Here is a 25,990-nt window from a genome sequence, read left to right on the forward strand (position 1 = left end):
ATTATTTTTTTGTGCATGTGCAATATTGCGCCGGCATGTAAGGGGAGATATTCAATGCCTGTTAAATATTTGGCGGCGATAACCGTCGCTGCGTCTTCGTTATCAGCTGCAAATGCCAGTGAAATTGATAGCGCGCGATTCGTACTTAGCGGTTACGGTGACGTGAAATACGAAACCAGCGAGCTTCAGGACAGTAGTGCTTATAGCGCACGTTTCGTGCCGATATTTTTATTTAGTCTAAGTGACAAAGTTCATGTCGAAGCTGAAACGGAGATCAGTCTAAATGCAGAAGGCGAAACCGAAGTTGAACTGGAATACGCCGATTTGCATTATTTTCTTACTGATACCACCACGCTTACGGCCGGTAAGTTTTTGGTTCCTTTTGGTCAATTCGGGCCAAACATTCACCCCAGTTGGATCAATCGTTCCCCTTGGACGCCAGGAATTTATGGCTCTCACGGTAGTAGCCAGGCAATGGAAGCATTGCTGCCCATTTTGAGTGATGTTGGGGTTGCCATTCAGCAAACCTTTGTTATAGGTAATCATCAAAAAATCTTTGTCGATTTATACAGTACAAATGGTCCAGGAATAGAAGCGGATGAGCATGAGGAAGATCTCGCAGAAGAAGCTACGGAAGAAGATGGACATGCAGAGCTTCCAGAGCTTGCGTTCGAAGCTGGTAGTGGTGACAACAATAAAAATAAGGCGTTTGGTGGGCGCGTGGCTTATGCCATGTTGCCGGGTATTGAGGTCGGCACTTCCTATTACAGCGCCACGTATGATGACGATGAAACCTTAGATTTTACGGCCCAAGGATTTGATGTAAATCTGATTGGATCACACTACTTGGTGCGCGGTGAGTATATTGAAACTCAAACGGATGGTCTTGAGGAAGAGAAAGGTGAGAACGAGATCCACACCTTTAAACGAGATGGTTGGTATCTACAAGGCACGCTGCAAACAGGAAAGATTTGGTCATCGTTAGCGGGAACTGAATTGGTTCTCGAATACGCAGAAACCAATAAATTGGCAGAAGCCAGCCGATGGATGGTGGGCGTTAATTATTGGTTAGATGCCCGCGCGGTTATCAAGATCGCTTATGACGACACCGATGTGGAAGAGGGTGAAGATGATCAGCGCCTTGCCATTCAATTAAGTTACGGCTTCTAGGAGAATTTAACCATGAAATCATTTTCAAAAATATTACAAAAATCACCACTATACATTTCTGGATTCGTGTGGCTGGCGTTTAACGCAGCGTGGGTGAACGCAGAATCACAGCCCATAAATGGTGCGGAGGTATTCAACAACAACTGCACGCGTTGCCACAATGCGCGTTCACTGGATGAGTTTTCTCTCGAAGAGTGGGCCGTGATCATGCCGCACATGCGTGAAAAGGCACATTTAACGGGTAAAGAAACGGATGCCGTGATGCAGTTTGTAGCATTGGTTAAAAATGATATTGGCGAAAGTAATACCTCTCAAAACAACCAACCAACCTTAAGCGGGAAAGTATTATTTACAAAATACAGTTGTCAGGGTTGTCACAGTATAAAAGGTAAAGGCGGTAGCGTTGGTCCAGCTTTAGATTCAATTGTTGGCAGCAAGGGTGAGGAATTTTTTATCCAAAAGCTCAAAAACCCTCAATTCAATAATCCTTCGTCGCCCATGCCAAAAATGCCGTTGAATGGCGCAGAAATCGATGCGTTGTTGGATTATCTAAAAAACCTATAACTTAACTAAATACTAAAGGTACTAAACAATGAAAACTCAATTTGCAAGAATTACTACAGCTTCAATTATTTCAGTGGTGTTTGGTTTTTCTGTCGTCGTTTTGGCGGACGAAAATGAGCAACATAAACATTACAAGGCAACCATGCCAGAAAAATCGCATCAGGAATATGTGGATAAAAACGCAGAGCAAAGTAAGCAAGATGTTTCGACTGAGGAGTCGAAAAAGACACACCATAAGCATTACAAGGCCACCATGCCAGGTGAGTCTCATCAAGCCCATACCGACCAATCGAAAGATAAAAAGGAGGAAGAAAAGACTAAAGATGATTTAGAGCAGGCTAAAACACATAAGCATTATAAAGCCACGATGAAAGGAGAAAAACATAACCCATAAACTACTTGACCTGTGTCTTGCACGCAGGTTTAGAGTGCAAAAAAAGATTAAACATAGGATTAAAACCTAGGAATTTCTTTTTACTGTGATTGAGAGAGCCTCATTATGCGAGTCAAAGAGTTAGCCAAAGAGCTTTGCGTCAGTGCAGAAACCGTTAGGTTTTATACCCGTAAAGGCTACTTGTCACCCACTAAGAGTCCCGGTAATGGCTATAAGGAATATGGTGCGAGAGACCAGGCTCGCATGCGTTTTATTCTCAGTGCGAGGGCACTTGGGTTTACGGTGGCAGATATTGGTGAAATTTTAGCGGTGGCGGACAAAAAGAGCACGCCGTGTCCTGTTGTGAGGTTGTTGATCGAGCAGCGTTTATTGGAAACTGAGGCACAATTTTCGGAAACCAAGAAATTGCGGGATCGAATGCGCCACGCGGTGCGTGAATGGAACGGACTACCTGATGCCGAACCCACGGGGCATATGATTTGCCACTTAATCGAAATTTTTTCACCTAATAACACGCGAGGATTAAACGATGAGTGAAACCAAAGGCCATTGCCATTCTGAGCAAGCCGAATCTTCCGCAGTGACATCAACGTCGTCGCTGATGACTGAATTAATTATTGAAGGAGCGGGTTGCGCCAGTTGCGTAGGTAAAATTGAAGGTGCACTGAAAGCGGTATCGGGTGTTGAGCACGCGGAAATGAATTTTGCGCAGCGTACCGTAAGTGTCTCAGGGACGGCAGATCCAGAAGCGTTAATTCACGCCGTGGAAAGTGTAGGGTACAACGCTAAAGTCGGTTCATCCGGCTCGGATCCAGACGCATTGGATGAAAAAGAACAAGCAGATCTGGCGTACTACAAAAAATTAATGCGTGAGACGTGGATAGCGTTAGCCTTGGGCGCACCACTAATGGCTTATGCGCTAATTACTGGTGAGATGAGCGTTAATACGACAACGGAACGAATTGTATGGTTGATTATTGGGATCCTCACCCTCGGGGTACTGCTTGCGTCTGGACGTCATTTTTATGTGGGTGCCTGGAAATCTTTCCTCAATCACTCTGCCAATATGGACACGCTAATAGCGCTAGGAACCGGTACTGCCTGGCTGTATTCCATGGTAGTGGTGTTTTTCCCAGAGGCTGTACCAGCCCAAGCGCGACACGTCTATTTTGAGGCGACGGCGATCATTATTGGCCTCATTGACTTGGGCTTGGCGCTTGAAATCAAGGCACGAGGTCGTACCAGTGAAGCCATAAAACGTTTAATTGGATTACAAGCTAAAACTGCACGCGTGATTCGAGACGACAAAGAGATCGATCTACCCATTGAACAGGTTTTATTGGGTGATTTGGTACGAGCCCGTCCCGGTGAAAAAGTTCCGGTGGACGGTACGGTAACGGACGGACACACGGCGATCGATGAATCCATGCTAACCGGTGAACCCATGCCAGTCGAAAAAGCGGAAGGTGACAAGGTGGCCGCAGGTACGCTAAACAAGACCGGTAGCATCGTTTTTAGGGCAACCCGTGTTGGCAAGGACACGGCGCTGGCGCAAATTATCAATATGGTGAAACGCGCGCAAAATTCGAAACCGCCAATAGGACGCTTGGCAGACCTTATCTCTGCGTATTTTGTCCCTGTTGTCATGATTGTCTCTGTCATAAGCGCTTTAGCATGGCTCAATTTTGGGCCGGCACCCGCGATAGCATTTGCCATTGTATCCGCCACGACGGTTCTGATTATTGCCTGTCCTTGTGCTTTGGGCCTCGCTACACCGATGTCGGTGATGGTTGGGGTAGGTAAGGCTGCTGAAGCTGGTGTGCTTATCCGCAATGGCGAAGCGCTGCAAACGGCTTCCAAAATTACCGCAATGATCCTCGATAAAACCGGCACGATAACTCTGGGATCACCCAAAGTTACCGATATTGTTGTAGCCCCTGGCCGCACCGAAGAGGAGGTGTTGCAGTTGGCGGCAAGTGTTGAAGCAGGTTCCGAGCACCCCTTAGCGATCGCCATTATCGAAACAGCGCAAGAAAAGTCTATCGAATTAAGTAAAGCCTCTTCCTTCAACGCCATTACCGCTAGGGGAGTCGAAGCAAACGTTGACGGGCATGAGGTGCTGTTTGGCAATGAAAAGCTCATGCATGAACGTAATATTTCGTTGGTCATAGAGGGAGTTAATTTTGTCGAAAAAGCCCAATTGCTAGCGGCCGAAGCAAAGACACCCATGTACTTTGCCATTGATGGTCAGTTCGCCGGCATTATTGCAGTCGCGGACCCCATTAAAGAAGACTCCATTTCAGCGATACAACGTCTGCAAAAAAATGGGATTCGCGTCGTCATGCTCACCGGCGACAACCGAGATACCGCCAAAGCGGTGGCAGAAAAAGTCGGAATTTCGGAATTTATAGCCGAAGTTCTCCCAGAGGATAAAGCAAAAAAAGTACAAGAATTGCAAATGGCCGGTGAAATTGTCGGGATGACAGGCGACGGTATCAACGACGCGCCTGCGTTGGCATTGGCTAATGTCGGGTTTGCGATCGGTACCGGAACAGACGTAGCCATTGAAAGTGCGGACATCACACTTATGCGCGGTTCGCTGCACGGCCTAGCCGATGCCATTGCCGTAAGTAAAGCCACATTGCGCAATATTAAACAAAATCTATTCGGAGCCTTTGTTTACAACATGGCGGGTGTTCCTGTGGCTGCCGGTATTCTTTATCCCGTGCTAGGGATATTGATGAACCCTGTCATCGCTGGTGCCGCGATGGCTTTCTCATCATTGACGGTCGTGACTAACGCAAATCGTCTACGTCTATTTAAAGCTAAAGAACACTGAGGGTAAATAGTATGTTAATTGTAAATATAGGTGGACTAATTTTAATTGCACTCATCGTGTGGTGGTTTTGGTTGTACAAGCCTAAAGCGGAAATATTGGGTGGAAATGACGTAGTCGTGGTTGTCGAAAATGGTGTGTATAAGCCCTCTCATATTTTATTGGATGGGAGTACTTCTCACGACATCACCTTTCTTAGAAAAGATGCATCCCCTTGTTCAGAAACTCTATTGATTCCTGAATTGGACATCAGTGAAACGTTACCACTCAATAAGCCGATTAAAATTCATATTCCAAATTTAAGTATTGGTGAGTACGCATTTCACTGCCAAATGCAAATGTACAAAGGCTCCATAAAAGTGGAAGGGGGTACAGCATGAGTCTATGTAAAGTCGTCGCTATTTTTGATGAGTTTCGTTTGGAAAATGTAGAAAATGAATTAATCAAACACGGCGTTCATGGTTTTACCTTACATCCCGTTAGGGGTCGTGGTCGCTACTTTGATAGCTTTAACGAAAACCATTTGATTAAACATATTCAGATGGAAATCTACGCAGCCAATGAACAGGCTAATGACCTTTGTCGCTTAATTTCAGAGGTAGCTTACAGCGGTTCTGAAAGTGAAGGTCTTGTATCCGTTGTTCCTGTGCAGGCACTGAGCTGGATTCATGATAAGAGACCGGCGCGAGCGAGTGATTTTTCGTTTAAGGAGTCTCGCAATGAACATTAATTCAATAAAAATCGCCACAGTTACCGCAGGTTACGTTGCTGGTGTTTGGGTACTTTGTTCAATAGCAGTCGTAATTGCGCCAGATACGTTGCGCTATATCTCCGGCGCCATGATGCATCTTGATCTTTCTCAATGGGATTGGGAAATGGGGATGGATACATTCGTAGTCGGGCTGTTGGCCTGGTCTTTTTTTTCATGGGTAACAGTGTGGTGCATTGTTACTCTCTATCAATATTCTCTGAGGAGCTTCTCATGAGTAACCAAAAACAATCGTTTTGGATGAGCCCTAAGGGCTTTGCATCTATGGGACTTATTGCATCGGTGACGTACTTTTTGCTGATGGAACATCGGCAGCATCTGTTTCTGTATTTGCCTTTTATTATTATTTTACTCTGCCCACTAATGCACATTTTTATGCACGGAGGTCATGGAGGGCACGATGATCATGCTGAGCACGATGAACAGGGTGAGGGTTCAGGTAATGAGTCCGAAGCCTATAAGCGTGGCCTGGAAGAGGGTCGCAAACAAACTCATAAACATAACTCACATTAAGGAGGCGTATTATGCACGGCGAATCTTCATACGGTTTGTGGACTTTGGTGATTTTAAATTCCGCCATTTTTATTTTTTTCGCATTTAGTTTTGTTAAACCGAAAACGAAAACGGATTGGCGAAGCCTTACCGCCTTTTCCGCTTTTATTGTCGCGTTGTTTACAGAAATGTATGGCTTTCCACTGACGATCTATTTTTTATCTGGCTGGTTGGCGGAAAAATATCCGGGTGTCGATTTTTTAGCACATGAAAACGGCCACTTGCTGCATACCTTATTCGGATTTGAGGGGAATGCACATTTCGATCCCTTGCATATCGCGAGCAATCTACTCATTTTCCTTGGGTTTATTCTATTGTCCTCCGCCTGGGCGGTTTTGCATAAAGCTCAGCAAACGCGATCGCTCGCAACCTCTGGCTGGTATGCGCGCTGCCGACACCCTCAATATATTGCTTTTATTCTAATTATGTTTGGATTTTTATTGCAGTGGCCAACCATTCCTACCGTCGTCATGTTTCCGATATTGGTCTGGGTATATATCCGTTTGGCCAGGCGTGAAGAGGCCATGGCCTTGGCCGAATTTGGTGACGAATATCGGGCTTATCAAGACCGTACGCCTGCATGGATTCCCGCGTGGAATGTCGCAAAAGAACCAACACATTCACACTAGTAAAGGAAAATTCTCATGACAAACACAGAACATCGATTAGGCGTTTCAGAAGTAAGCTTGGTAGTGCGTCATTTGAAGCTTGAAACAACTACGAAAGAAACGTTGGAACAGGCATTAGCTGAAATTGATCAGGTTTATGGAATTGACGCAGTATCGTTTGATGAAAAGTCTCACGTGCTCAACCTCGCGTACGACGCGACCAGAACCTGTATTGACGGGCTGGAAGAGATCCTCAAAGGACATGAAATTGAAGTCAGTCACGACTGGTGGACGCATTTCAAAGAAGGCTACTACCGCTTTGTTGATCAAAATATCCAGGAGAATGCAAAGACAGAGCCTTGGAGTTGCCATGGCAGTGCAAGTCAACCTACAAAGCGAAAAAAATAATAATTGCGGTGATAGGACGAAAATATGTTAAACGACTTTATCAATAAATCTCGTGTTGCCTATTTCTCCATGGAAATCGCGTTGCATGAAAATTTGCCGACGTATTCCGGGGGATTAGGCGTGCTTGCTGGCGACTCCATGTTGTCCGCAGCCGACTTGGATTTGCCAATGGTAGGAGTGACTTTGGTAAGTCGTGAAGGCTATTTTCGTCAGCATCTTGATTTGCACGGTAGGCAAACGGAATCACCCGAAACGTGGGAGCCTTCTGAGCATGCAACTCGTTTACATGTAAAAACGTCCATTCATTTGGATGGCGAAGACGTTTGGATCGGAGCGTGGTTGTACGAACTCAACGGACATATGAATGGAACCATACCTATCTTGTTGTTGGATACGTATCTTGATGAAAACACTCCCGAAAACCAAAAACTAACGCATTATTTATATGGAGGTGATTCACGTTACCGATTAAAACAAGGAGCCATTCTAGGTATAGGAGGAAAACGGATTCTACAGTCCTTGGGATTTAGTGTGTTTCGATACCATATGAACGAAGGGCATGCTGCACTTTTGGTTCCCGAACTTCTTAAACAATTTCCATTCCGGTCGGATGATGTTAAGGCTGGCGAGTTTCCGTTTGACCTACCGCGTGTTCGAGATTTATGTTGTTTTACGACGCATACTCCGATTGGTGCAGGACATGACAGCTTTGGTTACGATTTAGTGGAGGACGTGATTGGCGCCGAAATCGAAGTAACTATTCTTAAAAAAATGGCTGGCGACGAAAGTCTCAATTTAACGCGCTTGGCATTGAACGGAAGTCAATACGTGAATGGCGTGGCAAAAAAACACGCTGATGTCTCGCGTGAGATGTTTCCTGGTTACCGTATTCACGCGATTACAAATGGCATTCATCCACATCGATGGGTATGCCCGCAACTCGCTGAATTGTTTGACGAGTATTTACCTGGTTGGTGTCATGAGCCTGAATTACTACGAAACGTTGATGTAATCCCATGCGATCAATTATGGGAGGCCCATCAAACCGCAAAAACTCAGTTGATCAATCATATTAATCAAACTCAAAACGTATTACTCGAAAATGATTTACCGGTACTAGGGTTTGCTCGACGAATGACATCGTATAAGCGCGTGGATTTATTGTTTACAAACATCGACACCCTTAAGCAGATAGCGGCCCGGTACCCATTTCAGATAGTCCTTGGTGGTAAAGCGCACCCAAATGATCTTGATGGAAAACACCTTATCCAACAATTGCATATTCTCAGTGAGTCGCTTCGAGGCGATATTCCTGTTGTTTTTTTAGAAAACTACGATATTAGACAAGCCAAATTGCTCGTAGCGGGCAGTGACATCTGGCTAAACACGCCGTTACGACCTTTTGAAGCCTCGGGCACCAGTGGAATGAAAGCGGCTATTAACGGTGTTGCCAACTTGAGTGTCATGGATGGATGGTGGATAGAGGGATGTGTCGAGGGACAAACTGGTTGGGCTATTGGCGGTGTCTCGGAATCAGAAAACGGTAACGATGCGTTAAGCCTTTACCAAAAGCTCGAATGTGATGCTTTGCCAATGTATTACGAGCGTCGCTCCGACTGGGTCAAAATGATGAAAATCTGTATTCAAAAAAATGGAACGTTTTTTAACAGTCATCGCATGATGCGCCGTTATGTGTGCGAGGCGTATTTGTAGTAGTAAAAAGTCCAGTGAGCTCACAATAAGATGTTTTAGAGTGACCAGACAATCCCAACAATTTGTCTGTATAACAAGGTGAAAGTGTGGAACGTAAAGAACCCAATGACAATCGACGACGCTTTTTAGGCGTCGCCACCGGTTTTGTTGCAGGAGTCGGTGTGATGGGGGCGGCGATTCCTTTTATTGGATCGTGGCAGCCCAGCGCCAAGGCGAAAGCCATCGGCGCACCGGTGCAAGTGAATGTCGATAAAATTGAGCCGGGAGAGATGGTGAGTGTAGCGTGGCAGGGTAAACCTGTTTTCTTATTACGTCGAACTGAAGAGAGTCTCGCCATATTGGAAAGCGAAGAACACCTTGGTCAACTGCGTGATCCCGCATCTGACATTAATAATCAGCCCGAATATACCAAAAACAACACGCGAAGTATTCGGCCAGAGATTTTAATTGTTGTGGGTATTTGTACGCATCTAGGATGTGTGCCGGAGTATCGGGCGAACGGAATGATAGGTGTGATTCACAGCTTGTACTTTTGTCCCTGCCACGGTTCGAAATTTGATCTTGCAGGCCGCGTTTATAAAGGTGTGCCCGCGCCTACCAACCTCATCGTACCACCACATACATATATTATTGGGAAGATATTCTTCGTCTATGCGCGTCAATTAAGCTAGGCGAAGTTACAGCGTCTCAAATCTTCAAACGAATGAACTCATACTCAAAAAACAACCCTCTTTACGAAGCACTAAAAGCATTTGGAGGTATTCCAAAAACGTTGTTCTTGCTCCGGTATGCCGACGACGTGGGTATGCGAAAAGCCATCCACCGCCAGTTAAATAAAGGGGAGGCAGGGAATAAACTTGATCGAGCGCTGGCCATTGGACGAGCAGATTATGTGCAGACAATTAAAGAAGATCAGGAGATCGCAGAGACCTGCAAGCGACTACTTAAAAATGTCATCGTTTGCTGGAATTTTATGTATCTCTCCAAACGTCTGTCAGAAGCCAAAACAGATGTTGAGTATTCCCTGCTACTAAAGAAGATTAAGGCGTCGTCTATGCTGGCATGGGAACATTTTGTCTTTCATGGCGAATTTGATTTTTCACAGAACTCGCTAAAAGACTCTCAACAGATAGATCTACAAAAAATCCTTGATCCAGACCTGATCAAAGAATAATCGATCTTCGCTGTTTTACAGGAGAGTGGCCGCCACTCTCCTCGTTTTCCCAGATTTAACACCGATTTTTAGCATCGTTCCGGGAAAACAAATACTATATAACTTATTGTATTTAAACGTTATTTACGAAAACCTATCGTTGATTTTCGTGTTTTGTTTAGGATTTCCCTAATGTAGTGCTCCATAGCACCAAACCTGGAGCGATAATATCCAATGAGGGTTTGGGTTTTACCTAGATTCCGATAATAACAATTATCGGAAATAGTAAGCAATAATTCACACCCGGTCACCGCAATCCCCCACAGTCCGACGAAGTAAAGTTGATACGGATTCGGAACTAATATTGATACGTCGACCTTTTTCCTCCAAGTATCATCTTTAGTTCAGTAGCTTCGCTTCGACTCTGTTTTATTGCATGGTGATGATCGCCAGAGGAAGTGAGTCGCAGTAGTTTACTCCGGGAGGAATCGTCCGTTAGTAAAACGTCCTACTTCAATATGTCCATCAGGATAACAAGCTTCCAAATAACCTGGCTTTGAGATTGATGCTTGGTATCGTACGGAGCCTGCGGCAATCGCTTCTCTTAAAGCCCCCGAATTATGGGGTCGATCGACTGGGAATACTTCGTTTGTATCTATAGGAGAAGATGCAGTGGGTTCAATACGAAGAACCGCAAGTCCACTCTGTACGGCTAGCAGGACTTCCGGATCAACTGCCTTGACAACTTTGCGGCCAATCTCCGCCCAGTACTCAATCTGTTCTGCTGCGCTGCGTTTCAGAGGGATGCCAGCGATTGTCGCTGCGTTAATAAGACTACTTTCCAGTCTTACAGAGGATGTGGCTTTGATCATAATGAGCTACCTCTTTAGCTATGTCAGCGTTTTGCAGGGCTGGCAATCATGGGTTCGCTGGCTACCGCACACTGAATCGCCACCAGTCTATTGCCACTTTTGGTTGCGTACAAAAGGTCTCGGTACGCATAGGGTAACCTTAGAACATTCAGATTGCGTAGAGCTCCTGGCGTATTAAGGAAAGCATTTTTCACAATAATCCGTTAAAATAGCATTTGTACGGATTATTTATGGATGCCCTTATGGCGAAGTCTGGTCAAGCCCGAGTGCTATCTCCTTCGCAGCAGCAAGAACTCTTCTCTGTGATAAAAACTCATCGCCACCCAGAGAAGAACCTGGCCATCATGCAAATCTCCTTCAGGCTTGGTTTGCGAGCTCAGGAGATTGCTCTGCTTCAGATTAAAGAGGTCGCCCAGTTAAATCCAACCGGCACTGACTTCAAATTGCTAGAGGTCATGAGTTTGCCTGCCGCTTATACCAAGGGTGCCAATGCTGTTCGTCGATCTCAATCTACTTACACGCGAAAGTCGCTTAGCTTCACCGTTGACGCCTTTGATAGTGTTGTCAAGCAGATAGAGTCTTTGGTAAAGGCTGGGGTAGCGGTTAATCCCAAGGACTTTTATCCACCGGAAAAGAAGCATCGCGGAAAGTCGAGAGATCTGCCTTTGATTGATGATGAGCTACGTCGAAGCCTCGAGACACATTTACGCAGGAGAATGAGCAAAGAATCTAAGCTGCGCCCTTCAGACCCTCTTTTTCTCTCGCAGAAAGGTACGCCCTATTCCCCCAATACTTTGCAGGAGCATATGGCTCATATGCTACGAAACTGGGCTGGCGTGGAAAAAGCGAGCTCGCACAGCGGTAGACGCTCGGTCATAACGGACATCATTCACAATCAGAAAAAGTCTGTGAAGGTAGCTCAGAAAGTCGCTGGTCACGTTAATCCATCCACGACAATCATCTATGAAGAGCCCCCTGAAGAACTCATTGCGAGCGCTTTGGCAGGTCTCTCCAGGCAGCAATAGAATCGGTACTGTGTGTAGTGGTTCAATAATCCCGGACACCCATCAGTAAAACCTATACAGGCAATAGTCTGCTTGTATTTCCACACGCTGGGGGAGCAAGGGCAAAATGCCGGGATAATAATTCCGTGAGAGCTGCTGTAATCTGTAAAAAAAGTTGGTAACTAAAGCTTGATTCGGACTTTGTTTTCACGCGCTTGAAAATGATGATCTGAATATAAAGATGGTAACGTATATGGGCGATTATCATAGAGTGTACAAAGCTTATGTGAATAAATTGATCCGCTTGCCCTTATCGATACTGCGCCACTTATTTTGAGCCCGCATCCAGACCAGCATTCCAAGGCAGTAGCTGGTCTAAGGTCGTGATAATTACTTACACTCTATATGAGTCGAAAATATTTCAATCCACACAATTCTCTGATTCCCGATACGCTCCGCCTTCATAATGCTCCAGCTGGAGGGTCACATGATGCAGTCCGAACTCGCTTTCCAGAAGATCAGTCGCACGGCTCAATAGATCGTCATGTGACTGCCCATCTATCATCAACAGATGAGCGGTTAAGGCATTCTCGGTAGTCGACATGGCCCAAATATGAAGGTCATGTACCGCCGCCACTCCCTTAAGTGCCTGCAGTCCAGCACGGATCGCTGGCAGATCAATGTCATCAGGCACTCCATCAAACAGCAAATGCAATGAGCGCCGAAATAATGACCAGGTACTGATCATCACTACCAACGCAACGAGTATGCTTATCACCGGGTCAAGCCAGCTCCAGCCCTGCCATAAATAAAGAACACCAGCAAATACGACGCCAGCCGATACCAGTGCATCAGCGGCCATATGCAGGAAAGCCCCCCGAATATTGAGATCCTGCTGACTGCCCTGCATGAACATCCAGGCGGTGACTGAATTAATAACCAAGCCAATCGCCGCGACAATAATGACGGTCATGCCGTCTACACCGGCAGGAGTGGTCAGCCGTCCCACGGCTTCCCAAGCGAGCGCCCCCATTGCTGCTAACAGTATGGTTGCATTAATGAAGCTGGCAATGATGGACCCCTTACGCCAACCGTAGCTGTGTCGCGCATTTGGCTTAAACTTTGCTGCACCAAACGCTGCCCAGGCAAGCAACAACCCGGCAACATCGCTGAGGTTGTGGCCTGCATCGGCCAGTAGGGCCAGGGAATCGCCTTTCCAGCCATACCAGGCCTCTACAAGCACGAAGGCCAGATTGAGCAACACTCCAACAGCGAAGACCCGCCCGTAACGTATAGGGGCATGTTGGTGTGAGGACATAGGTCCACCATGGAGATGAGACAAGCGCTGTGCTTCCTGTATCAGTTATTCTGTGCGACGGCGCATGATGCCTTTCAGCTCAGTGCCCGGAGCCACAGTGTTAAACACCGTTCCGTACTTGCGCACGTTGTCGTGCAGCAACTCGAGGCGGCGATCCGGTTCGTCAGTATCAACAATAATTTCATATTCAACCGACTCCATGCCCGGCGGAACATCCTGACGGATGCCGTGCACTTTTACTTCGACAGCGCGCAGATCAAATTTCAAAATCGGTGTTACGCGCTCAATACCTTTGATCATACAGGCCGACAATGCGGCCAGCAGGAGTTCAGCCGGATTAAACGCGTCAGTGCGTCCTGCAAGATCCGTATCCAGCATGATTTCGGCTGATTTCGTTCGGGCAATGCTGCCGTGTGCATCCGTGCGTGTCGCGACAACATCAAATGTCATTTTCTTTTGATTATTAGTCATGAAAATACCCTGCGTTTATTACAAAGTTCAACAGCAGCCTTCTGAGTGGTCAGCCGGATGTTTCTGTTGCCATGCTGCAATATCACCGGTTACCGGAAAGTCTCGTTTAAGCCATTGACGGATACCCATCTTCATATTCGCAACCGAGGTATACCCCTGATACATCAGAAAATACGTTGCCTTCAGGCTTTGGGAACCGTCTACCGACACTACAATAACATCCCGTCCGGCTGGTACTTCGGTAAAACGCTCTTCAAGCTGCTCCAAAGGAATATGTATTTGTTCAGGAACATCAAGTCGCAGCAACGAATAATCTTCAACAGAGCGTACATCGACAATCAGAATATTGTTCTCGCCCAGGCGTTTCATAGTTGTAGTCGGACAGTATTCTGTGGCTTGAGGTAATGCATCCGGAGCACTCATGATCAGGACTCCAGCCATTTAATAACAGTTGCGCGGTCTGGGATGCTGCCTTTGTGAATAACGGTCTCATTCATCACTACAGCCGGTGTCGACATAACACCATACGCCATGATTTGTGGCAGGTCCTCTATCTTTTCTACCTTTACTTCGGCTCCCTGTGCCTTTGCAGTCTCTTCGATAAGTTGCACAGTACTCTTACACTTTGCACAGCCTGTTCCCAGCACTTTGAATACTTTCATCACGCACTCCTATTAAAAAAGAAATGAAAGACCATTAAAGATCCATCCGATCAATGTGAATGACACAAGCAGCATCGCAAACAGAATCGCCAGTAAGCGCCACTGCATAACCTGTTTCAGCAGAATAAATTCAGGAAAACTGGCAGCTACGGTACTCATGCAGAATGCCAGAGTGGTGCCGATAGGCAGGCCATTAGTGATAAGACTTTCCATCACCGGGATCACCCCGGTAGCATTCGAATACAGAGGAATCCCCACCAAAACCGCCGCCGGAACGGACCACCACTGTCCGGCACCCAGATATTTTTCTATCCAGCCATCGGGCACAAAACCGTGCAGGGCAGCGCCAAGGCCAACGCCGATAACAACCCATTTCCATACGCGCGCAAAGATTTCCAGTGCTTCCTCTTTAGCGAACTGATGACGCTCATTCAGCGTGATCGCAACCACCTCTGGCGAGGACTGCAGTTCTGGAGTATCTTTCTGACGGGCATTTTCCAACGCTTTGGCGGCAAAAGACTGTAACCAGCGTTCAGCCTTGATGCTGTCCAGAAACAAGCCCCCCAGCATTCCTACCAACATGCCGACAACAACGTAGAGTACGGTGAATTTCCAGCCCAACAGGCTGAGCAACAACAGAACGGCCACTTCATTAATCAGGGGGGAGGTCAGCAAAAAAGACATGGTGATCCCCACTGGAATACCGGCGGAGCTGAACCCCAGAAAAACGGGAATGCTGGAACAGGAGCAGAACGGCGTAATGGCACCAAAGCCAGAGGCCAGCAGATAGCCGACGCCACGATTTCTGCCAGCCAGAAAGTCCCTTACCCGCTCAACATTTAACGAGGCACGCAGCAGGGCGATCGCATATATCATGACCAGCAGCAGAACAAAAATCTTGCTGACGTCCTCAACGAAGAAATGAAGCGCGTCACCAGCCTTACTGTCGGCAGCCATCCCTAATATGCCAAACACCAGCCAATCGGCAAAATCGGTAAATACCTTGAACATCGCATAACCCCAGTACTTTTCTAAGTAGACGCACAACCTGCCAAAAGGATGCATAAAAAGTTGTGTAAATATACAAGCTACGGGAGTTGTAAGGCGATGATGAAGAGCAAGATTGTGCACGCCTGGCAGACGTCTGGCTTGACTAGTCCTTCATCCGGCCATGGGATTCCGGCACCTGATAATCACAAACGTTACCCAGCTCATCGAATCTGACGTCGCAGCGGTTGATGATAGAGTCGCGCAGGCGCTGGCGAGCCCTCAATAGCCGGGCCTTGGCGGCAGGAAGCGAGAGGCCGTTAGCCACGGCATAATCTTTTACCGTCTGCTGCTTGAGATCACACTGTTCAATGATCAGTCTGTCGGACGCCGCCAGATTCTGCAGATTCCGTTCCACGCACTCGCTCAACAAATCGACAGTGTCGCTTGTGTGCTCTTCCTGCAAGTAGTCATCGGATAGCTCAGATACGGGGCGTACCCGGCGTGCGTGATCTGTTAATACATTACGGGCAACACGATATAGCCAAGCGCGCGGATTCTGAATGTCAGAAAAACCATTGCCTTGAGCGATGGCCCGCAGGAATACCTCCTGGGTCAGATCATCCGTCAACGCCTTATCGGCCACACGCTGGTATATAAACTGCCTAAGCTCCTGCTCATGCAGGCGAATAGTGCGTACCAGGCTCTTCATCGGTTTATCTCCACATCCAGCCAATTGAAGAAATCAATCCTCAACCTTGCGACCGGAATCATCGATGATCATTTCACCATCTTCCTTAAAATAAGGCCCGGATGGCCAGGACTCGAGAAGATTCAGCACCTTTTCGCTCGGACGACACAATTCAACTCCGCTGGGAGAGCAGACTATAGGTCGGTTAACTAATACCGGGTACTCAAGCATGGCATCAAGTATTTGGTCATCCGTAACACCTGGATCAAGCAAGCCAAGCTGATCGGCGGGTGACTTTGTTTCACGCAGAGCCTCTCTGGGTGTCAAATTGGCGGCAGCAAATAGTCCGAGCAACTGCGCACGGGTCCAGCCAATGGAAAGGTAATCTATGACGACAGGCTGATACCCTGAATCTTCAATGATTTTCAAAACGTTGCGGGATGTACCGCAGTCTGGATTATGGTGAATAACGATCACGCTGAAGCACCCCCATCTACAAACATATGAAGTTCGAAAGCACCCGGGAGAATAAATGTCTCCCGGGTATCCGTATTAATCAAACCAGTGGCGGGTGCGATTCGCGAACCACACGATCGACAACATCACAGGCACTTCAACCAGCACACCAACGACCGTTGCCAGTGCCGCTCCGGAATGCAGGCCAAACAGCGATATAGCCACCGCTACCGCCAACTCGAAAAAGTTGGACGTACCGATCATGCAGGCAGGAGCGGCTACATTATGTGGCAGCTTCATCTGCTTTGCCGCAATGTAAGCAATCGCGAAAATGCCATAGGTCTGTATCAGTAATGGGATCGCTATCAGGCCGATAATAAGCGGCTTTTCAATAATGGTTTCAGCCTGAAAACCGAATAACAAAATGACAGTCGCCAGCAAGCCAATGATCGACCATGGCTTCAGCATCGCAACAAATCCATTAAGACGACTATGATCGCTTGCCTTATCCAGTTTTTTACGGGTAACCGCGCCAGCAATCAGTGGCAATACAACATACAGCACAACCGACAGCAGCAATGTTTCCCAAGGTACCTGAATGTCGCTGATTCCAAGCAAAAATGCCGTCAGAGGTGCAAAGGCAAAAATCATGATGATGTCGTTGATCGAAACTTGAACCAGCGTGTAATTTGGGTCACCTTTGGTGAGCTGACTCCAGACAAAGACCATCGCGGTACAGGGAGCAACGCCAAGCAGAATCATACCAGCGATATATTCCCCGGCAGATTGTGGGTCGACCCAGCCTGCGAAGAAGACTTTAAAAAACAGCCACCCCAGCATAGCCATAGAAAAAGGCTTGATCAGCCAGTTGATGACCAGTGTCAGCATCAACCCCTTTGGCTTTTTGCCTACATCTTTAATGGCCCCAAAGTCGATCTGGATCATCATTGGATAGATCATCAGCCAAATGAGTACGGCAACTACCAGATTAACGTGTGCATATTCAAGCACCGCTATCTGACCAAACACGCCAGGAACCAGATTCCCCAGCAACACACCGGCAGCTATGCACAACGCCACCCATACCGATAAATAACGTTCAAACAGGCCCATTTACACTCTCCTAAAGCGATCGTTGATTAACGCGTTTCATAAGTTCTTCAGCACTTTCTACCCGCTCTGAATAGCGGTCGACCAGATAGTCGCTGTTGTCACGGGTGAGCAATGTGAATTTCATCAGCTCCTCCATAACATCGACGATGCGATTGTAATAACCGGAAGGTTTCATGCGGTTGTTATCATCAAATTCCAGAAACGCCTTGGCTACTGATGACTGATTAGGGATCGTAATCATGCGCATCCAACGGCCTAACACCCGTAGCTGATTCACCACATTAAATGACTGAGAGCCACCTTCGACCTGCATAACCGCCAGGGTTTTACCCTGGGTCGGGCGCACTGCACCTTGGGACAGCGGAATCCAGTCAATCTGGGCTTTCATAATCCCGGTCATCGCACCGTGCCGTTCCGGCGAACACCAGACCTGCCCCTCCGACCAGATTACCAACTCCCTGAGTTCTTTCACTTTGGGATGCTGATCATCTGTGCTGTCTGGCAAGGGTAATCCCTGCGGATCGAATATACGGACCTCACCACCCATACGAGTTAGCAAACGGGCACATTCCTCAACCACCAGACGGCTGAAAGAACGCTCTCTTAACGATCCGTAAAGCAACAAAAAACGCGGCTTATGCGTTGAGTACTGGCGACTGAAAGCACCGGATGATGGGATGTGAAACTGAGTTTCATCCAGATTTGGCAGGCTCATATCTTCCCGACTCATCAGTGAGCCCCCAGAGCATCAAGCGCTGCAGGCCACTCGGCAGGAGTGAGTTCTGATATTGTCAGTAAAGCCTGAACTCGTTCCTCAATTAAGCGGATGGTATGGCGGAAGGCAGCTGCTTTTTCTTCTTCTGTACCATCCAGCTTGGATGGATCTTCAAGGCCCCAGTGAACCTTCAGTGACTTGCCAAACCACACAGGGCAGGTTTCACCCGCCGCAGAATCACAGACAGTGACGACCAGGTCGGGAGCAAAATCCTCAAACTCGTCCCAGGATTGACTTTTCAGGCCGGTGGTAGAAATCCCCGCCTCGGCTAAATACTTCAGAGATAATGGATGCACTTCACCGCTTGGCTGACTGCCAGCGCTACGGGCCTCAATTTCCCCTTGGGACAGATGATTAGTGACAGCTTCCGATAAAATGCTGCGGCAGCGGTTATGGGTACAGATATACAGAATTTTCATGGAATAGTTTCTCACTCAGCAGGTGGCCGACAAACGCTTTAGCGCCATCGTCAGATAATCGGGGTTGTGTTCAAGGGTTAAACGCAGAATATTGCTCGACCATTCTGGTAACTCTGGGTGCAGACGGTAATACACCCACTGCCCCTGACGCCGATCCAGCAAAATGCCGCTTTTGCGCAAATGAGCCAGATGACGCGATATTTTAGGCTGCGATTCATCCAATGCAGCCATCAGATCACACACACAAAGCTCCCTCTCATGAGTGATGAGAAGCAGCGACAGCAGACGGGTTTCGTCGGCCAGTGCTTTATAGAACTCGAGCGGGGTCAACGTAGCCGCGACTACAGAGGGACTTTTGCTGTGAACCAGAACAAAAAGACGGATACGTTCGCTGATTTCCTGCAGAGTGCGGGTGAAAGCCAGCGGATCAGTGCTTTCTTTCGGATCGGGAAAGTCCCATGCCATCAGCACACCGGCATGCGGCCAGTGTTTACATTCCTGGTGGGCCTTGTCGCAGAGTGAAATGACGTAATCGAAAGTTTGTCCGGCAAACTCATCCACGCTTTTGGAGCGTAAGCCGCTGGTATCAAAGCCCGCCTTACATAGAACCGCAATAGTACGTTCATCAACCCCTTCCGGTGATGTGCCAGCACTTGCCACCGTAAAAGAATCCGGTGCCATGCTGCGAAGCACAGTTTCTGCCATTTGTGATCTGGCGGAGTTGCCGGTGCAAACAAAGAGTACATTCATGCCTGGTACCAATGATTTGGTTGAGGCGGCAAATATTAACACTTGAATATATGAAAATCCATATATATGGATGATGGGTGCATCAAGCGTCAGTCAAAGTCAGAAGCCGCATCCTTTAAATGCCGTCCATACTGGCTGATCGCCCGTAGCCAGCGTCTGATAAAATTTGCAGCTCTTTTCTGGCTTTAGCTCTTTGAATGCGTTGTCTTCTTACAAGCCAAAATTTCCCGAGCAACATTCCTGGCGAAATCAATCTATGCGGATTTTAAGGGGAGATTACGAAGCCTGTTCGGATGTCCGTGATATCGGCCAGGCATTTCAAGTTCTGTGTGTTTCATATTCTACCTTAAGTAAAAGGAGGCCATTCATGGCCTCTAGATCATGCTGTCTGCCTTAGCTGTTACTTGAATCAGCTGCTCAGTTCTTCGTCGGTATCACTGTCAACTGTCCGCTAGGCACCATTTCCCGCGAGCAGGCTCTGGCAGACGAAATCGCCGGAAGTTTTGCGGCCAGGACGCCCACTATTTTTTCTGTACCGGCCAGGCTATGACCGATGAGTTGATAGCCGGTCTGAATGAACTGGGCGTGGAGGATTCCCGGCTGCATTTCGAACTGTTTTCAGCCCCATCCAGCCAGTGCGGTAATTTTCAGGTGTAGTGGGATACCCAGCCCCTCAACGCCGAGGGGTTTCCGTCGCTGCTGCATGTACTGGAAGCCATGGGCGCGCCGGTGGATTCCGACTGCCGCAACGGTACCTGTGGCCGCTGCCGCATCACCGTCAGCCTGGGTGACGTCAGCGGCAGCCAGAGCGGCGACGATGCCGTTGTGCTGGCTTGTTGCAGTCGCCCGGCGTCTGATCTGGTGATCAGCCTCTGACAAGCTGCCGGACTTAGTCTGAGTCCGCGCCTTGTTGACATCTACGCGTTAGCGTACCTTTTAAGTAAGTGCCCGGTGCAACGGTGTTAAACACCGTTCCGTACTTGCGTACGTTATCGTGCAGCAACTCGAGACGGCGATCCGACTCGTCGGTATCAACAATAATTTCATATTCAACCGACTCCATGCCCGGCGGAACAATCTTGCGGATACAGTGCACTAGTACTTCAACATTATGGAGATCAAATTGCAGGATCGGTGTTACGTGCTCAATTCCCTAATCTGTAGCCATGACATTCTAGGGAGTATCAATTGGTTAACACGTTGAAGTCAGCTTATACGGTCACTTTCAATGGGCTTGGTGGAAATGATGCTATTTTGCTATTACTTACTTTATATGCTTATGTAATTATAACGAATTCCTCGAGTCTTCTTTGTTGTCTTGATTCGAAACATCACACTCTCATCCCTTAGAATGTCAGATGACCAGGCCCAATTATATAGTTCGTCAATGAAATAATCGTCTGCCATGCTAATGCTACAGTCTCTTCGATAATTGCAAGTTCTCAGCGATTCTCCCGCTAGGTAATCTTTGGCTGGAAATGCTAGAAATCCGCGCAATTCATTCTCATCTGAACAAGCTATGCCATGATATCTCAATCTGTAACCCTGATTTTTTATAAGCATCAGGCTCTCTCCTGCTTGCGATGAACTCAATATAAGACCAACTATCGAGTAAAATTGAGATATTGCGTAGTTGCAGAAGTTGCATTCTCCTTGCTGAAAGAGGTAAGAGTTTTGAATGCACTCCCTATTGATTTCCCTCTCTATTTGAGTCGTCCATATTATATAACTCAACGACATAGGGCAGACGTATTCTAATGGAATTGCGAGTCTTTCAGTCCTACTTAGGCCGTGCAGCTCGGCATAGCAGGCTTTGTGATCTTTATTAATCCATGTCTTATAGATATGCCGCCGGATTGATTTGTAGCACTTGATTAATGCCGAAATATCCGATTCCATTGTATTTATACCAGGCGGTCGATTTATAACATAGATATAGTCAACACCGCCGCTTGGCTTGTCAAATACGTTGATAATATTATTTTTATGAATATTAGCAATTGCGGAGACAATCGACTTTTGGTAATTGGTCAGGTCTATCCAATTTTCAAATGATTGCTGAACCATTGGTAGCTTCGATCTTATTGCAGTCCACCAGGTGACTATTTTATCCCCTACTGATGTTGCTTCCAATGGACTGGACGCTTCTAGAATTTCTTTTAAATCAAATGATACGTGCCCGCAAGATGTTTTCCAAAAAGGGCTTATCCCAGCCCTGCTGTCTTGTGTGTCGCTATACTTAGCCCCATACCTTAATATGGCGTTTTCGCACTTCACGCATCTTTTGCTTAGCTCTACTTCATGAATGGGACATGTGTCGATAAAATCAAGATCAAAGAACACACTGTGATACCCGGTTTGTAGACAGTCTGGACAAAAGCGAATCCCATTGTGACTTCTTAAAGTAATGGAGTCTTCAAAACCAATCTGATCCAGGAATCCTTCTCTTAATCTTCGTTCATCCACGCCTAGGAGTTCTGAAAGCTTTTTGAAGTCTAGCCATTTGCTTGACCTTAGATTTATTTCCCATGGATTTACTATCTCTGGCTTCCTAATTATTTCGAATAACCTATTTGGATTAATGAGATTTAGCATCTGAATTCGAGAAAATATACTCCACGATGACTCATATGGTAGCGGAAATCGAACATCCCATGTCAGCTTGTCTTTCATTTTCTTCACCTCGTTATGTTGACATCAATCCAGAAAATATTTCTAACCCACTAGCCCTTACGGCGGATTCAACAATTGATTTGTTTAGCAAAAAGAATGGAGAGTCGTGACGAGTATTCGCGATAAGGATGTATTCTATGGTCCTAGTAAGGTACTCCATAGGGATGGATGCGGTACCTAGTGGTCTCGTGGCATCTGACAATGCTTCCCAGATCATCCTTTCAAAGTTGGCAAGTCTGAATCCTGCCTCATATGCTTGAGGGAAGTAAAATCGTGTGTATGTCCATTGAGACTCTTCAGGATAACGTTTTTCATTATCATAGACTGAAAGTATATTCTTAATGTCGCTTTCATTGCAGCCTTCGAACTGAATAGGTTCGCAAAGAAATCTCGCAATTAAGTTCAATGCCTTAGTCACAATCATTGCTGAAATTCGCTCCAATATCTCTGGCTGTGCAAACCCAATGGTGGTCATCGAGATGTGGTGTAGCTCCAGGCGGTTCTGCAATACCAGGAGAACGCGATAGTCGTCTTCAGAAAGCATTTGCATTTCATCAATGATCAATACGAATTGATTGCCACCAATTGAATTAGTCATTGTTTTTATATGGATTATAAGTTTTGACAGTAAGTCCTGGTATTTTTGGGTTCTGAAAATTAATCCATCGCCTTCTAGTATGTCGCGAACAATCGCAACATCATTTCTAGCTGATCCTCTGCTGTCAGCAGTAAATCTAATTACATATGTATGATCGAATTCATGATTCAATAGAACTTCTACAATGCTGGCGCACATTGTTTTTCCTGTTCTTGGTGCAGCGTACAAAAGCGCTCCTGTGCGGCGCATTCCGACTCTGTCGCGAATTATTTTGTATGTATTTTCTATAGTAGGGGTTAGAACTTTGTAGTTTCGTTCTGCAATAGGATGTGATCGCCGTATGGTTTCTCGTTCATCTGAAGAAAGAGTATCGTCTGCCACCATATGCTTATACCTACTTTTAACGTTTCCTGTTCACCAGTGCGTTTAAGTCGAGCTTCAATTCACCTATCACTTCATCAGGCTTATCATTAACCCTGGATGTTTTAGCGCTAATGTTATTCGGTTCTTGTCGATTCGTTATTTTTGGTTGTATGCCGGATTCCTTCGCGACTCTAGCGGCCTTTAGTGCACAACTGGGATTAGGGGTGCTTTGAGATTTCTTCTGATCGATAGAGGCAAGGTGTTGCAGGTATGCTTGAACCGGGTCATCCATACTGGCAATGGAAAGTATCCTTTTATGAATTAAGGAGTTAATCGCTTTCCGCGTTTTTCTGCTATGCTTGGTTACGCCCCACTGCCCAATTGCCTTTAGAAACCCTAACTCTGCGCCATTGGTAAGATATGCTTTAACTTGGCGCATATCATCTTCATCAATCTCGATAGAGATTTTCTTTCCGATTAAAGCGGGTGTTTGGCTTAATACGGCACTAGTGTAACGGACTCTGTCGATCTGTATATATGGCCTTCTGCCCTGCTTAATATTACCTCTTATTGTACAAGTCATAGCGGAGGGAATGGCGATGGAGCTTTCACCATCATGTAAGGTATGCCTAAATATAAATTTTTCTGGACCAAGGCCTGAGAAATGCTTAATAAACTCTAATGGGGATAGAAAGGTTAGCCCCTCTGTCGGAGTTCCATTGTGACTTGCTATGTAGACGTCTACTAGGCTCTCTACTTCCTCAGCATTAATTTTGTATTTTCTTGCTTTTTCTTCCGGATTAATTGCCCTGCCTACTCCAGGGTTGCTGCCTGTTGTAGAGGGAAGTCTTCGGAATACATTGTCTGATAGCCCTTTGAAGAATCTCTCAACGTTTGGGCGCCGCTCGAAGTGCCCTACGGGCCCCCAGTTTAGTATGAATCCTAGTCTTCTCCTGGCATGCTCTCGTACAGATGTAGACAAGTGAGCAAGTGCACCATCAAGTAACAAACAACTCCAGGCTGCGCAATAACAGTCTTTAATTTCTGAGCTCGGAAAACCACCGGACTCCGGGTATCTTAATCCTTTAATGTGGAGATCCTTAGGTTGCCATTTTCGACTGGCAGATCGGGATATTAGTCTAACAACATCCTCAGCAGATACTTCACTGCTATATACTAATTCGTATCCAAGAACCGCTGTTGATGCATGATCCACAGCAGCTATTAGCCATAGTCGCTCCAATACAACTTCGACATCAATTCCTTCTGGGTTTTTGAACGTTACACATAGCATTGCATTAATTGAATATGCGTCAATTTCAATTGCATCATATGGTTCGCTGAAAGCTAAAATCCTACTGTGCCCGGTACCTAGAGGCATATGAGCCTTTGCGTTTGATTCTCCTGTTGCTGAAACGCTTTTAGAAAAGTGTTCGCTGACAATATCCTTCATGAATTGCTGAATACTTCTGCGCCCTAGGTTTAACGTCGTGTAAGGCCACTGATTTTTACTTACCCCAAAGCCAGGAAGGCTATCAAGAAATATCTTATGCAAGATCGTTCCAGATATTTTGTGCTCATTAATGCGTAAAGCTTTTGATTTTTTTAGTATCAAATCTACAAGTTTTTCATACAGTCCAGGGTGTTCATTGAGCAATGCTCTAAGAGCCCCCGAATGTCCACCTCTTTGCTGAGGGCGCTTAATACCAGCGGGTTTTGTTCTAATGTAGTCCGCTACTCTTATGTTCGGGATTAGTGCTCTGTATCCCCACACCCTGCCATCAGGATGAACATTCATGCATCGTTTAATTAGCCGAGGAAGATTACTTCGAATAATGCCTGTTCTTGCCTCAATGTCTTTTGTAGAGATTCCATCGATGTATAAGTTTACCGCCGTTTTTCTGGACCGGAATTTTTCTGCCATATCGATAGGCAGGCTATCCTCCCTAACTGTTGGCCAGCTTGCCTTGTCTATGGCATTAAGCTCTCTCCTACTCCACTTTTGTTTTTGGCTCATACTTTTCCCACCTAGTGGAATAGGATATCGAGTTATCTGTAAGATCGAGGCGAATTGTGCTAGCAGCGGATATCCGCACAATCAAGCCAATTAGAATATCAACTTGTATGTTGGAAAAATTGGAAACCAACTCACCGATAGTACCACTGCCCAATCGAGTGACTACGGATAAGATCTCCATGGTTTGAACCGATAATTCTTGTTGGCGGATTGCTGCCGCAAAACTAATTGCCTTCATCCATCTAACAGATAGCTTGGCTTTCGCAGTGAGGTCCATAGGGCTGAAAACTTTATACTGAGCATGTCCTGGATCTTCAGGCTCAGACGTGAAGTGCATCTCAGTAACTCCGCTAGCGAGCTGGACTGTCGCAAGATGCGCGGGCTCTCTCTTGGATGTCGCGGACCCCTTATCTGCAATGACAAAGTCGACGATTGAGGGATCGGCTTCGAGAACGACCAACCAGTAAATCAGTTGTCTGTCACTACTGATTACCCAGTCTGAGTCTGTTTTTGGGCTATATACGAGCCAAAGATTGTTGAGCCGGTGTTTTCTGGCTCTGTAGGAGGCAAAAATTGAACTGCGTAATTTTGCCTTTGGTGACTGCTTGCTTGTTTGCATACAGATACCCCAAGGACACGCAGCTAGCCTAGTGG

General features: G+C 46.5%; 33 protein-coding genes. 16 read left to right on the plus strand and 17 right to left on the minus strand.

Features of this window, described 5'->3' with window-relative positions; genetic code table 11:
* Positions 1-54 precede the first annotated feature (54 nt).
* From TOL_RS08265 to TOL_RS08330, 14 genes are all read left to right on the plus strand, one after another.
* Positions 55-1,170: a hypothetical protein gene (locus TOL_RS08265; protein WP_015486868.1), complete on the plus strand. Its 1,116-nt coding sequence runs from the start codon at positions 55-57 to the stop codon at positions 1,168-1,170.
* Between the two features lie 12 nt (positions 1,171-1,182).
* The gene (locus TOL_RS08270; RefSeq protein ID WP_015486869.1) at positions 1,183-1,734 is read left to right on the plus strand and encodes a c-type cytochrome; all 552 of its coding nucleotides are present in this window, start codon (positions 1,183-1,185) and stop codon (positions 1,732-1,734) included.
* A gap of 28 nt (positions 1,735-1,762) precedes the next feature.
* Entirely contained in the window at positions 1,763-2,128 is a 366-nt protein-coding gene (locus TOL_RS08275) for a hypothetical protein (RefSeq protein WP_015486870.1), read from the plus strand.
* 105 nt (positions 2,129-2,233) lie between these two features.
* On the plus strand, positions 2,234-2,665 hold the full coding sequence (locus tag TOL_RS08280) for a MerR family transcriptional regulator (RefSeq protein ID WP_015486871.1): 432 nt from the start codon (positions 2,234-2,236) through the stop codon (positions 2,663-2,665).
* The gene (locus TOL_RS08285) at positions 2,658-4,967 is read left to right on the plus strand and encodes a heavy metal translocating P-type ATPase (RefSeq protein ID WP_015486872.1); all 2,310 of its coding nucleotides are present in this window, start codon (positions 2,658-2,660) and stop codon (positions 4,965-4,967) included. Before TOL_RS08280 ends, TOL_RS08285 begins: the two co-directional genes overlap by 8 nt.
* A gap of 11 nt (positions 4,968-4,978) precedes the next feature.
* Positions 4,979-5,344 carry a cupredoxin domain-containing protein gene (locus TOL_RS08290; RefSeq protein ID WP_015486873.1) on the plus strand — a complete coding sequence of 122 codons (366 nt, stop codon included), beginning with the start codon at positions 4,979-4,981 and terminating at the stop codon, positions 5,342-5,344.
* Entirely contained in the window at positions 5,341-5,694 is a 354-nt protein-coding gene (locus TOL_RS08295) for a P-II family nitrogen regulator (RefSeq protein ID WP_015486874.1), read from the plus strand. Before TOL_RS08290 ends, TOL_RS08295 begins: the two co-directional genes overlap by 4 nt.
* Complete coding sequence (locus tag TOL_RS08300) at positions 5,684-5,950, plus strand: DUF5676 family membrane protein (protein ID WP_015486875.1); 267 nt, start codon at positions 5,684-5,686, stop codon at positions 5,948-5,950. The genes TOL_RS08295 and TOL_RS08300 overlap by 11 nt, the downstream gene beginning before the upstream one ends.
* Positions 5,947-6,246 (plus strand): DUF2933 domain-containing protein, encoded by a 300-nt coding sequence (locus TOL_RS08305; RefSeq protein WP_015486876.1) that lies wholly within the window; start codon positions 5,947-5,949, stop codon positions 6,244-6,246. Before TOL_RS08300 ends, TOL_RS08305 begins: the two co-directional genes overlap by 4 nt.
* A gap of 47 nt (positions 6,247-6,293) precedes the next feature.
* A complete protein-coding gene (locus TOL_RS08310) occupies positions 6,294-6,914 on the plus strand; it encodes a methyltransferase family protein (RefSeq protein WP_455431893.1) in 621 nt (206 codons plus the stop codon).
* 15 nt (positions 6,915-6,929) lie between these two features.
* Positions 6,930-7,301 (plus strand): hypothetical protein, encoded by a 372-nt coding sequence (locus TOL_RS08315; protein ID WP_015486878.1) that lies wholly within the window; start codon positions 6,930-6,932, stop codon positions 7,299-7,301.
* A 24-nt stretch (positions 7,302-7,325) separates the two neighbouring features.
* On the plus strand, positions 7,326-9,014 hold the full coding sequence (gene glgP / locus TOL_RS08320) for an alpha-glucan family phosphorylase (protein WP_015486879.1): 1,689 nt from the start codon (positions 7,326-7,328) through the stop codon (positions 9,012-9,014).
* Positions 9,015-9,100: 86 nt separating this feature from the next.
* Positions 9,101-9,685, plus strand: coding sequence for a ubiquinol-cytochrome c reductase iron-sulfur subunit (gene petA, locus TOL_RS08325; RefSeq protein ID WP_025265533.1), 585 nt, complete (start codon positions 9,101-9,103; stop codon positions 9,683-9,685).
* A complete protein-coding gene (locus tag TOL_RS08330) occupies positions 9,676-10,188 on the plus strand; it encodes a Tn3 family transposase (protein WP_231473339.1) in 513 nt (170 codons plus the stop codon). Before petA ends, TOL_RS08330 begins: the two co-directional genes overlap by 10 nt.
* Before the next feature lie 452 nt (positions 10,189-10,640).
* On the opposite strand, the gene TOL_RS08335 is transcribed toward TOL_RS08330, so the two are convergent.
* A complete protein-coding gene (locus TOL_RS08335; protein WP_015486882.1) occupies positions 10,641-11,039 on the minus strand; it encodes a TA system antitoxin ParD family protein in 399 nt (132 codons plus the stop codon).
* Positions 11,040-11,281: 242 nt separating this feature from the next.
* On the opposite strand from TOL_RS08335, the gene TOL_RS08340 reads away from it, so the two are divergent.
* Entirely contained in the window at positions 11,282-12,064 is a 783-nt protein-coding gene (locus tag TOL_RS08340) for a site-specific integrase (RefSeq protein WP_041588849.1), read from the plus strand.
* Positions 12,065-12,464: 400 nt separating this feature from the next.
* On the opposite strand, the gene TOL_RS08345 is transcribed toward TOL_RS08340, so the two are convergent.
* The 11 genes from TOL_RS08345 to TOL_RS19470 all read right to left on the minus strand — a co-directional run bounded on the left by TOL_RS08345 (position 12,465) and on the right by TOL_RS19470 (position 19,685).
* Entirely contained in the window at positions 12,465-13,361 is an 897-nt protein-coding gene (locus TOL_RS08345) for a cation diffusion facilitator family transporter (protein WP_051052390.1), read from the minus strand.
* Positions 13,362-13,406: 45 nt separating this feature from the next.
* On the minus strand, positions 13,407-13,832 hold the full coding sequence (locus TOL_RS08350; protein ID WP_015486886.1) for an OsmC family protein: 426 nt from the start codon (positions 13,830-13,832) through the stop codon (positions 13,407-13,409).
* A gap of 27 nt (positions 13,833-13,859) precedes the next feature.
* Positions 13,860-14,255 (minus strand): rhodanese-like domain-containing protein, encoded by a 396-nt coding sequence (locus TOL_RS08355; RefSeq protein WP_015486887.1) that lies wholly within the window; start codon positions 14,253-14,255, stop codon positions 13,860-13,862.
* A 2-nt stretch (positions 14,256-14,257) separates the two neighbouring features.
* On the minus strand, positions 14,258-14,494 hold the full coding sequence (locus tag TOL_RS08360) for a thioredoxin family protein (RefSeq protein ID WP_015486888.1): 237 nt from the start codon (positions 14,492-14,494) through the stop codon (positions 14,258-14,260).
* 12 nt (positions 14,495-14,506) lie between these two features.
* Complete coding sequence (locus TOL_RS08365) at positions 14,507-15,505, minus strand: permease (protein WP_041588449.1); 999 nt, start codon at positions 15,503-15,505, stop codon at positions 14,507-14,509.
* Positions 15,506-15,647: 142 nt separating this feature from the next.
* Positions 15,648-16,193: a sigma-70 family RNA polymerase sigma factor gene (locus TOL_RS08370; RefSeq protein WP_015486890.1), complete on the minus strand. Its 546-nt coding sequence runs from the start codon at positions 16,191-16,193 to the stop codon at positions 15,648-15,650.
* Between the two features lie 33 nt (positions 16,194-16,226).
* On the minus strand, positions 16,227-16,649 hold the full coding sequence (locus tag TOL_RS08375) for an arsenate reductase family protein (protein ID WP_015486891.1): 423 nt from the start codon (positions 16,647-16,649) through the stop codon (positions 16,227-16,229).
* A 75-nt stretch (positions 16,650-16,724) separates the two neighbouring features.
* Complete coding sequence (gene arsB, locus TOL_RS08380) at positions 16,725-17,741, minus strand: ACR3 family arsenite efflux transporter (RefSeq protein WP_015486892.1); 1,017 nt, start codon at positions 17,739-17,741, stop codon at positions 16,725-16,727.
* 10 nt (positions 17,742-17,751) lie between these two features.
* Positions 17,752-18,471, minus strand: a complete 720-nt coding sequence (gene arsH / locus TOL_RS08385; protein ID WP_015486893.1) for an arsenical resistance protein ArsH — start codon at positions 18,469-18,471, stop codon at positions 17,752-17,754.
* Positions 18,471-18,935, minus strand: a complete 465-nt coding sequence (locus tag TOL_RS08390) for an arsenate reductase ArsC (RefSeq protein WP_015486894.1) — start codon at positions 18,933-18,935, stop codon at positions 18,471-18,473. Before TOL_RS08390 ends, arsH begins: the two co-directional genes overlap by 1 nt.
* 15 nt (positions 18,936-18,950) lie before the next feature.
* On the minus strand, positions 18,951-19,685 hold the full coding sequence (locus TOL_RS19470; RefSeq protein ID WP_041588851.1) for a metalloregulator ArsR/SmtB family transcription factor: 735 nt from the start codon (positions 19,683-19,685) through the stop codon (positions 18,951-18,953).
* 699 nt (positions 19,686-20,384) lie between these two features.
* Here TOL_RS19470 and TOL_RS19515 point away from each other — a divergent pair.
* Positions 20,385-20,561 (plus strand): 2Fe-2S iron-sulfur cluster-binding protein, encoded by a 177-nt coding sequence (locus tag TOL_RS19515; protein WP_420823084.1) that lies wholly within the window; start codon positions 20,385-20,387, stop codon positions 20,559-20,561.
* Positions 20,562-20,574: 13 nt separating this feature from the next.
* Here the strand turns inward: TOL_RS19515 and TOL_RS18950 are convergent, their stop codons facing one another.
* The 5 genes from TOL_RS18950 to TOL_RS18300 all read right to left on the minus strand — a co-directional run bounded on the left by TOL_RS18950 (position 20,575) and on the right by TOL_RS18300 (position 25,955).
* Positions 20,575-20,781, minus strand: coding sequence for an osmotically inducible protein OsmC (locus tag TOL_RS18950; protein WP_197537910.1), 207 nt, complete (start codon positions 20,779-20,781; stop codon positions 20,575-20,577).
* A 173-nt stretch (positions 20,782-20,954) separates the two neighbouring features.
* Positions 20,955-22,358, minus strand: a complete 1,404-nt coding sequence (locus tag TOL_RS08415) for a TniQ family protein (RefSeq protein WP_041588452.1) — start codon at positions 22,356-22,358, stop codon at positions 20,955-20,957.
* Positions 22,359-22,371: 13 nt separating this feature from the next.
* Complete coding sequence (locus TOL_RS08420) at positions 22,372-23,340, minus strand: ATP-binding protein (RefSeq protein ID WP_041588453.1); 969 nt, start codon at positions 23,338-23,340, stop codon at positions 22,372-22,374.
* Positions 23,341-23,356: 16 nt separating this feature from the next.
* Positions 23,357-25,336: a hypothetical protein gene (locus TOL_RS08425; protein ID WP_015486899.1), complete on the minus strand. Its 1,980-nt coding sequence runs from the start codon at positions 25,334-25,336 to the stop codon at positions 23,357-23,359.
* Positions 25,311-25,955: a hypothetical protein gene (locus TOL_RS18300; protein WP_051052392.1), complete on the minus strand. Its 645-nt coding sequence runs from the start codon at positions 25,953-25,955 to the stop codon at positions 25,311-25,313. The genes TOL_RS08425 and TOL_RS18300 overlap by 26 nt, the downstream gene beginning before the upstream one ends.
* Between the last annotated feature and the right edge of the window lie 35 nt (positions 25,956-25,990).

Source organism: Thalassolituus oleivorans MIL-1 (genome assembly GCF_000355675.1).
GTDB lineage: Bacteria > Pseudomonadota > Gammaproteobacteria > Pseudomonadales > Oceanobacteraceae > Thalassolituus > Thalassolituus oleivorans.